Here is an 8,778-nt window from a genome sequence, read left to right on the forward strand (position 1 = left end):
GATGAACACATTCCTCCATACTCTTAATTGGGGGGTTTCCATATTACCACACATATAACTTTCAACCTCAATTATTCCTCAATTAAGAGTTTTTCTTCTGTCAACTTTTTTTAGAATAATTATTAAATACTATTAAAAATATAAATATTAATGAATTTCATTCTTATTACGGTGATTAATTATGACTGATAAAGTAGTTTTAGCATTCAGCGGAGGTTTAGACACCTCTGTCTGCGTTAAATTATTAGAAGAAAAATATGACTATGAAGTAATTACTGCATGCGTAGATGTAGGACAGGGCGAAGAAGAAATGGAAAAAGCAAAAACCATGGCCGCAAAAATCGGTGGCCTCAAACACTACAACATAGACGCCAAAGAAGAATTTGCAAACGAATACATCTCACGTGGAATCAAGGCAAATGCAGAATACGAAGGATATCCATTAAGTACTGCACTTGCAAGACCATTAATTGCACAAAAAATTATAGAAGTAGCTGAAAAAGAAGGGGCAGTCGCAATCGCACACGGCTGTACCGGAAAAGGAAACGACCAGTTCAGATTCGAAGCCGTCATTCTTGCAATGTCTGACTTGGACATTGTCGCACCAATCAGAGAAATGAATCTGACAAGAACCGAGGAAAAGGCATATGCTGAATCCAAAGGAATCGAATTAAGCTACGATAAAATTTACAGTATTGACGAAAACCTCTGGGGAAGAGCAATTGAAGGAGACGTATTGGAAGATCCTGCAAACGAACCTCCTGAAGACATCTACGAATGGACCAAATCCTGGGAAGATGCAAATGATGAACCTGAAAAGGTATCCATCGAATTTGAAGAAGGTATTCCAGTAGCTATAAACGGCGAAATGATGCCATTGGTTCAATTGATTGAAAAGGCAAATGAAATTGCCGGAAACAACGCTCTCGGTAGAGTGGACACCATTGAAAACAGAATGATTGGTCTTAAAAGCAGAGAAATCTATGAAACCCCTGGTGCAAAATTGCTAATCGCTGCACACGAAGCCTTAGAGGAATTGGTATTGACAACCGATGAGCTAAGATTCGCAGAATACATGTCAACATTATATGCTGATTTGGTCTACAGAGCACTCTGGCAAGAACCATTAAGAGAAGACCTCGACCAAGCAATCGACAAGATGCAAGAAAGAGTAAGTGGAGAAGTCGTAATGAAACTGTTCAAAGGTTCAATCCAACCTATTATCAGAAAATCTCCATTCAGCTTACACAGCATCGAACAAATTACATTTGAAGACAAGGAAACCGAGCAAAGCGAAGTTGAAGGTATGATTAAATACCACGGTCTTCAAGCTGCAAATTACCAAAAATTAAACAGATAGCTTTATGCTATCACTTTACTTCTTTTTTTGAACCGCTTCAGTGAAATATTCATTGAAAAATCCACGGTTATACTCGAACAGCTGTTTAAAGCTGGAATCTATTATATACATTACACACCAGTCGTCCATATCACGTATTCCACGCCCATAAGCCTGCATCAATGCCATAACAGTCTGGTAGTAGAACCATTTTGGATCAAGGTCCCTTCTGTACTTGACCTGCTCATTTAACTGGGGATAAGGAATCTTAAAAACAATTTGGAAGCGACACAAATCGCCCTTGAAGTCCACGCCATCCTTTATGGAAGCCCCTATAAGAACCAGATTCTCCTTTGATTGTGTAAAGTCCTTTAGAACGACATTCCTATCTCCACCGCCAACAAACACCAGGGGATAATCCTTCAGCTGTTCCATAATCCAGAACGCCTGTTCATTGCTTGAGGTGTGGATAACACCCTTTTCGTTTGAGTGCTTATCCAAAAGCTCCCTGATTTTTTTGATGGCCCTTGGATTTTTCCAGTTTGGAATCTTTCCTCTTCTTCTGCCGCTCATCCGACCAACAAAATCAGTATAGATTGGCCTGTTTGCCACATCAAAAGGAGATTTCTCATAGATATAATAGGTTTCATCAGGATTGATGTTGTTCCACTCGCAGAACTTGTCTTTGCTTCCCAAAGTTCCAGTCAAGAATATGCAGACATTGCCCATGCTTAAAAGATTTTGTGTATCATCGACAACTGAATATGGCTTGAACTCAGCAGAAATATCCATCTGATTGCTCAATATGCTATCTTTGCCAGGCAAATCAATAATCAGTTCCTTGTGTACCAAACCCAAAGCGATTGAATTGAATGATTGAATATCCTGTTCAAGATTCTGCTTTTCCACATAGTCAAAATTAGAATATTTTGAAGGGTCACTTTCAAACTCATCCAAAGTGACCTGAACGGTTTTATTGGCATCCCCCTCAATCTTCTTAATCCTTTTTTTGCATTCCTTAATCAGGTCATCGCACAGCCTTGTCCAGTACTCGGGGTTTCTTTTCAAATCATTGATTGATTTGGTCCCGTGCATTATCGGCTCGAAAATATCAATACCGAATTTGGTTGATATGTATTCACGGTCAAGCTCTGAAGATGACAGCATAAGCATCTTACGCTCCAGATTATGGGCCTCATCCAAAATCAGCAATTCCCTGGAATCCAAAATAGGATTGGCCACACCTGCATAGTACAGGAAATCATAGTTTGTTATGACATTCTTGGCCTCCTGAGCCTTTTTGAATGCGCTCTGGAACCTGCAGGTACTGCATCTTCGCAGATTATACTCTGCCTTGATACAAAAATCACAATAACCCTTATAGTTACATTTATAGTTCCCACGACCTTTTATTTCAACAAGCATGTCTTCGAAATCGTCAAGATACTGTTCCTGGAGCTGTTTTGTCATTGTCAGGATGTATGAATCATCGTACATGTTTGCAAGAGTAGTGGCAATTGCACTTTTGCCTATTCCTGTTCCGGCCTCAAGGATTATGTATTTGTATCCCTTCTTTATTGCGAAATTGATTTCATTGATTAACCTAATCTGACTGTTTCTGGGATTATATTTAGGAAGAGACCAATATACCATCCAATCAAGATTTGAATCATTGTTTTCCATGAAAAATGCCTCGCAATTTTAATAACAAGTTAATAATACTATTATGTGAAATATCATATTTAAAAGTTTATTTACGAAACTAGGGAAAAATTAATATTTGTTAATAATATAAATAATAATATGTCTAAAATTAGCCAATTACAAGAAATCATCAACTCATCAGACAATATAGTGTTTTTTGGAGGCGCAGGAGTTTCAACAGAAAGCGGAATACCTGACTTCAGGTCTGAAAGTGGAATTTTCAAAAGTTTGGAAAAATATGGCGACACTCCAGAAAACCTTGTTTCACACAGCTACTATATGGACCATACAGAGGAGTTTTTTGCATATTACAAAGACAATCTTGTTTTTAAGGATGCAGAGCCCAATCCTGCCCATCTGAAATTAGCGGAACTGGAAAAGGCAGGAAAACTGAAAGCAGTAATCACCCAGAACATCGACGGACTCCATCAAAAGGCAGGAAGCAGAGAAGTCCTGGAGCTTCACGGATCCATCCATAGAAACTATTGTCAGATTTGTGGAAAAGAATACTCATTGGACCATATTTTAGAAAGTGACGGCATTCCAAGGTGTGAATGCGGAGGAATTGTAAAGCCGGATGTGGTATTATACGAAGAACCGTTGAACAATGCGGTTTTAAGCTTTTCAATTGATTATATCCAAAATGCGGAAACACTAATCATTGGAGGAACTTCACTTGTCGTTTATCCTGCTGCGGGACTGATTAATTACTTCAACGGGAAAAATCTGGTATTAATCAACAAAAGCGAAACACCATATGATGACGCTGCAAGTTTAGTCATCAACGAGGCCATTGGAGAGACCCTTTCCCAAATCAAAATCCAATGATTCAGGAATCAATTCAATGCCCGAAAGCTGATTGTCACAGCGATAGACCAATATTTCCACACCTGCATCATATGCATCGTTTAAGGTTTGGCTGAACACAGGGTCGTTTTCCCAATTCGGCCTGAAGAATTTTCCAATAGGATGCTGTATCAGGAAAAATACTGCACACCTGTTTCCATCCTCTTTAAGTTTGATCAGTTCCTTCAGATGCTTTGCACCACGTTCTGTTGGGGCGTCTGGAAATCTAGCCTCACCATCGACAATCAAGGTCACTCCCTTGACTTCAACATAACATTCCTCTTTTTCATTTGCCAAGTATATGTCTATCCGTGAGTTGTCGACTGTCTTTTCCCTTTGGTGATGATTATAGCCAGCAAGCTCCTTTATTTTGCCATCGATAATTGCATCATATACAATGCTATTGGCCTGCTGTGAGTAAAGCGATACCAGTGCACTCTTGTTCTCAACAAAATGCAGGGAGAATTTTGTCTTGCGGTTCGGATTGTCAGACGGCTTAAGCCAGACCACTGCATCTTCAACCAACAGTTCCTTGCATCTGCCGGTATTTGGCACATGTGCAATCTCCAAACAGCCATCCACCTCAACCTCGGCAATGAACCTGTTCGGACGATTCTTAAATATTCCCTTAACGTAATCCATCCTTTATCACGCTACCGATGTGGGACACCAAATCTGTTGCTGAAAATCCATTTCCTTTAACATCAAAGGCTTTTTCACCTGCAATACCGTTAATGAAAACACCTAAGCATGCACAGTCGAACGGATCTAATTCCTGTGTAAGCAGGCTTGCACATATTCCTGAAAGTGCATCACCGGTTCCTCCAACAGTCATTCCGGCATTTCCAGACTTATTAATTCTAAATCTTGTTCCAGACAATATCAAATCATACTGGCCCTTAATAAGAACTGTTCCCTTAATCTGGCGAGTGATTTGCTGAAACTCAGTGATGTTCTCATCAACCTTTTTGAAGTCATATGAGTCGATGTCCAGCTTTAAATCTTTATTGACATTGAAAAATGATTTGAACTCAAAAATATGTGGTGTCAATATTATATCGTCACGGTTTTTAATCAATGACATTTCAACCTGCTTTAATGCATCGGCATCCAAAACAATTGGCTTTTTGATTTTTGCAACCAGTACATTGAATAATTTTGATGTGTCATCATCGATTCCGGCCCCAGGACCTATCAAAACACAATCGACATTATCTGCCAACTCCAATATTTCACCGGAATGATTTAATGACAACTTATCCCCATCTAATGACTTTACAATCAGGTCCGGAGATGTTGACTTGATGGCATCGGCTGACTTTTCAGGAGTTGCAACATATACCAGGTCACATCCTGCACCTATTGCAGCCATTCCGGCAATTGCGGGAGCCCCAGAATAATCCTTGCTTCCACCGACAATCAGTAATCTTCCGTTGTTTCCTTTATGTGATTTTTCATCTCTGTTTTTGAGCCTTAAGAAGTCTCCATAGTTTACAAAATATTCCGCTTCGAATGGAATTCCAATATCTGCAGTGACAAGGCCGCCGACAAGCTCCTCTTCGGCACCCCTTACCCCGGTTTTGATTTTATGAAAACTGATTGTATAATCAGGGACTACGGCAAGGTCATCCACCTCACCGGTCAGAGGATCCATTCCGGAAGGCACATCAACACTTATCTTAATGCCGTTTGACTGGTTGATTATCTCAATTGCCCTTTTGACATTTGTCTGCAGTTTTCCCTTGATTCCGGTTCCCAAAAGACCATCGACAATGATAAATTCACCGTCTTCGCTTTTTGCGACTTCAGTATTGTTGATGTCATCCAATGTCTTTAAATTATATATGGTCAAACGAGACAGTCTCGGTTTCATGTTTTCCAAGATTTCAAAGTTTATTTTGGACTCCTTTGAGCGGATATTATCCTTCAGCATATAGATATCCACATCATATCCTCTATTCAGCAGATATCTTGCAGCCACGAAACCGTCTCCCCCATTTCCACCGGAACCTGTGAAAATTACCACCTTTACAGGTTTTGAGAATGTATAAACCGCAATTTTACCAACTTCCTCTGCAAGAGATTTGCCTGCAGATTCCATCAAACACAATCTGGACAAGCCTAAATATTCACAATTATAATCCGTAACCATCATATCAATAGGACGCATAATATCCCACACTTTTACTCTCTACGACAATATATTCTATTGTTTTTAATATTAATTAAATTTTTTTGAAACCAAAAAGGTGACAAATATAATCTTATTATTTTGTTTATATAATTAATATAATAAATAGATGTATTACAATCAAAAACAACATAAAATTATTTTATCATGTGGAATACCATCTATCCACATCAACTCTTCTGGTTTGAGTTTCACTAGCTATTTTTTCATAAGCTCCAGTGAACGCAACTACACAGTCATCATGAATAGCTTCATTTGGATATGCAGTTATTTTTTCCAGAAATTCCATCGCCCATTTTTTCGTGAACCCGGTCGAATCCTTTCCAACAAGGAAAATTCCCTTCTTTTGAATGTCTGCAGAAACTCTTCTTGCACGGTCAACTTTATTCTCTCTTGAGTTACCAGTTCCTGTAGTGAACCCTCTTCGGTTAAGCTCATCTATAATTAATAATCCGAAGTTTTTGCCTGTGCTTCCGTCGAGTTCAATGTATTGAACATCTGACTTGTCACGTGCTGCCGTATTGAGGATTTCATTAATCAAGTTTCTTGACTCAAGCTGAAACTCATATGAATCCAGGATGTAAATGTTGCCGTTTAGATCTTTAGCAAGCATGACCCCCGCAGTATAATCCGGATCACTGCCTTTCAATCTGTCATCGTTCAATACTTCAGTAGCTGCAAGATCCCAATATCTGATAATCCTAACTATTGGAATTTTCAGGTATTCATCATATGAAATCAAATGGAAGTCGGATTCATCGAATAGCTGACCTTTAACTGAAGCATACCAGTTACCGTTCATTAACTGTTCCCTTGTGACCCTATCCAATCCCATCAGGTATTCTTCATAATCTTTTCTATCCAAATAGACATTATCCAGATAACTGGAGCTAATGAATCTGATTTGAGATTTGTCTTGGATGTCTTCATCAATTTTCTCAATGAATCTTTCACGAACCCATTTGTTTCCACGCTTACCTGGATTACTTGATGCCATTAATTGTGTTGGAAGCTTATTGTCTTTTGTTTTCCTTACTCTTGACCTCATATAGATATATTTAAACCTCTCCAATTGTGTCAGCTCATCAATTCCGATAAATTGATATTCGGAACCCTGATAAGTATCCAAATCATTGATGTTTCTTAAATATCCGAAAGTTAATGAATTTCCATTTGGAAATGTCCATGAATGTTCGGTTCCATCCCACTTTGGTTTGATGCTTGCATTATTCTGAATTTCCTTTCTGTTTAACCATTGACTAGCTTTGTGAATTAAAGCTCCTTTACGCTTCAGGTCAGATAATGTACGTCTCAAGATTAACGCATGGTATTCATTTGCATCATCCTGAACATAAAACAATGCCCTCATTAACAGACTTGTTGATTTACTTCCTCCGGCGGCTCCACCAATCAATACTTCCTTTTCAGTTGCCAGTATCATCTCGGCCTGCTTTGGAAATGGAGAGAATGGAATATATGGATTTTCATATACGCACTTCTGAAGGATGGCCTTATCTTTAGCACTGAGATAGAATTCATCGTTTTCATTGTACATTGTTATCGTCTATTTGTTTTGCAAGGATTTCAATTTCATTCATAATGTCCTTTTGTGAGATTTCAATTTTCTTATCCTCTAACTCTAACACACGGTTTTTGAATAGTCTGTCCATTTCATCTTTGAATAATCTGTTTTTAGCTTCAAATGCTTTAACGGATAATTCCAGATATCTGATTTTAAGTTCGGTAATGTCGATTAAATATCTGGCCAGACTTTTTTCATTGGCATTGTATCTTACTTCCTGATCCAGTTTTTCAAAGTCAACTTCAATGCCAACTGCATTTTTTGTAATTTTGTCTAAATTTTCCAAACCTGTTTTAATGTCTGTGACCTGTTGCTGGAGAATAGAATCAATAGCTAAATCTATATTGTCCTCGTGAACGTTATTGTCAGTAATTTGTTTTTGTGTGATTGCCCTGTTTGTCAATGCGTCTTTTTGTCTGGCTCTTGGGTCTTTGTCATTATCTGTTAGATGATATTTCTTTTTGAATCTTGAGAATGTTGCTCTGCTTACTTCAAGTTTGTGTTCCTCATCCAGCCATCTTCTGATGCTTTCATCTGTTGCTCCTTGAGTTTTCATTACCTGTATTTCATCTAGAAGTGTTTCAAGGAAATCTCCTTTGGTCAGTTTCAATCCTGCTTTGAATTCCTTAAATGTTGTGAGTGAAACTTCACGATTATATTTTGTTTTTAGGAAGTTTATGATTTCCTTGTTGCTCATTGCCTTCCTGCAGCAGTTGATGATTTCCTGTTCGTGACGATCTAAAAAATAATGGATATCTGAATTTACTCGACTCATGGTGATGGTTCTCCTATAAATCCCTTAATTCCCTTTCAAGTTCCTGTTTTCTCTCTTCAATTAACTGGTATTCCCTTTGTTTCATAATCCTTTCATAATTGGGATTGTTGTGTATTAGTGTTATGGTTTCCTGTGCATCTCCGATAGCTATTAGCATAGCTCCAAGTTCGTATGCATCTTTGTGTGTAAAACTAGATTCTTCTACTATTTTTTTGAGTGTAATTTCAACTCTTGCACTGATGTTGGTTTTTTCCGGTAACATAATACATATATTTATTATGTATTATATATAAAATTTTATTATAAAAAAAATATAAAAGTAATAATAAATATTACTTTCA

General features: G+C 38.0%; 8 protein-coding genes. 2 read left to right on the forward strand and 6 right to left on the reverse strand.

Going from position 1 to position 8,778, the window contains the following annotated elements; translation table 11 throughout:
* Positions 1-181: 181 nt before the first annotated feature.
* Positions 182-1,360, forward strand: a complete 1,179-nt coding sequence (locus tag ACJMML_RS04025; protein ID WP_405306088.1) for an argininosuccinate synthase — start codon at positions 182-184, stop codon at positions 1,358-1,360.
* Positions 1,361-1,375: 15 nt separating this feature from the next.
* On the opposite strand, the gene ACJMML_RS04030 is transcribed toward ACJMML_RS04025, so the two are convergent.
* Positions 1,376-3,022 (reverse strand): helicase C-terminal domain-containing protein, encoded by a 1,647-nt coding sequence (locus ACJMML_RS04030; protein ID WP_405306089.1) that lies wholly within the window; start codon positions 3,020-3,022, stop codon positions 1,376-1,378.
* A gap of 120 nt (positions 3,023-3,142) precedes the next feature.
* Between ACJMML_RS04030 and ACJMML_RS04035 the strand changes: the two genes are divergently transcribed.
* A complete protein-coding gene (locus ACJMML_RS04035; protein ID WP_405306090.1) occupies positions 3,143-3,871 on the forward strand; it encodes an NAD-dependent protein deacylase in 729 nt (242 codons plus the stop codon).
* Here the strand turns inward: ACJMML_RS04035 and sfsA are convergent.
* From sfsA to ACJMML_RS04060, 5 genes are all read right to left on the reverse strand, one after another.
* Complete coding sequence (gene sfsA / locus ACJMML_RS04040; RefSeq protein WP_405306091.1) at positions 3,818-4,531, reverse strand: DNA/RNA nuclease SfsA; 714 nt, start codon at positions 4,529-4,531, stop codon at positions 3,818-3,820. The two genes, ACJMML_RS04035 and sfsA, sit on opposite strands and share 54 nt — an antisense overlap.
* Positions 4,518-6,059: an NAD(P)H-hydrate dehydratase gene (locus ACJMML_RS04045; protein WP_405306092.1), complete on the reverse strand. Its 1,542-nt coding sequence runs from the start codon at positions 6,057-6,059 to the stop codon at positions 4,518-4,520. The genes sfsA and ACJMML_RS04045 overlap by 14 nt, the downstream gene beginning before the upstream one ends.
* Positions 6,060-6,225: 166 nt before the next feature.
* Positions 6,226-7,635 (reverse strand): phage terminase large subunit, encoded by a 1,410-nt coding sequence (locus ACJMML_RS04050; RefSeq protein WP_405306093.1) that lies wholly within the window; start codon positions 7,633-7,635, stop codon positions 6,226-6,228.
* Positions 7,625-8,437, reverse strand: coding sequence for a hypothetical protein (locus tag ACJMML_RS04055; protein ID WP_405306094.1), 813 nt, complete (start codon positions 8,435-8,437; stop codon positions 7,625-7,627). Before ACJMML_RS04055 ends, ACJMML_RS04050 begins: the two co-directional genes overlap by 11 nt.
* 13 nt (positions 8,438-8,450) lie before the next feature.
* A complete protein-coding gene (locus ACJMML_RS04060; RefSeq protein WP_286008625.1) occupies positions 8,451-8,699 on the reverse strand; it encodes a hypothetical protein in 249 nt (82 codons plus the stop codon).
* Positions 8,700-8,778: the final 79 nt, after the last annotated feature.

This window comes from Methanobrevibacter sp., from assembly GCF_045130115.1.
In the GTDB taxonomy this organism is placed as follows: Archaea; Methanobacteriota; Methanobacteria; order Methanobacteriales; family Methanobacteriaceae; genus Methanocatella.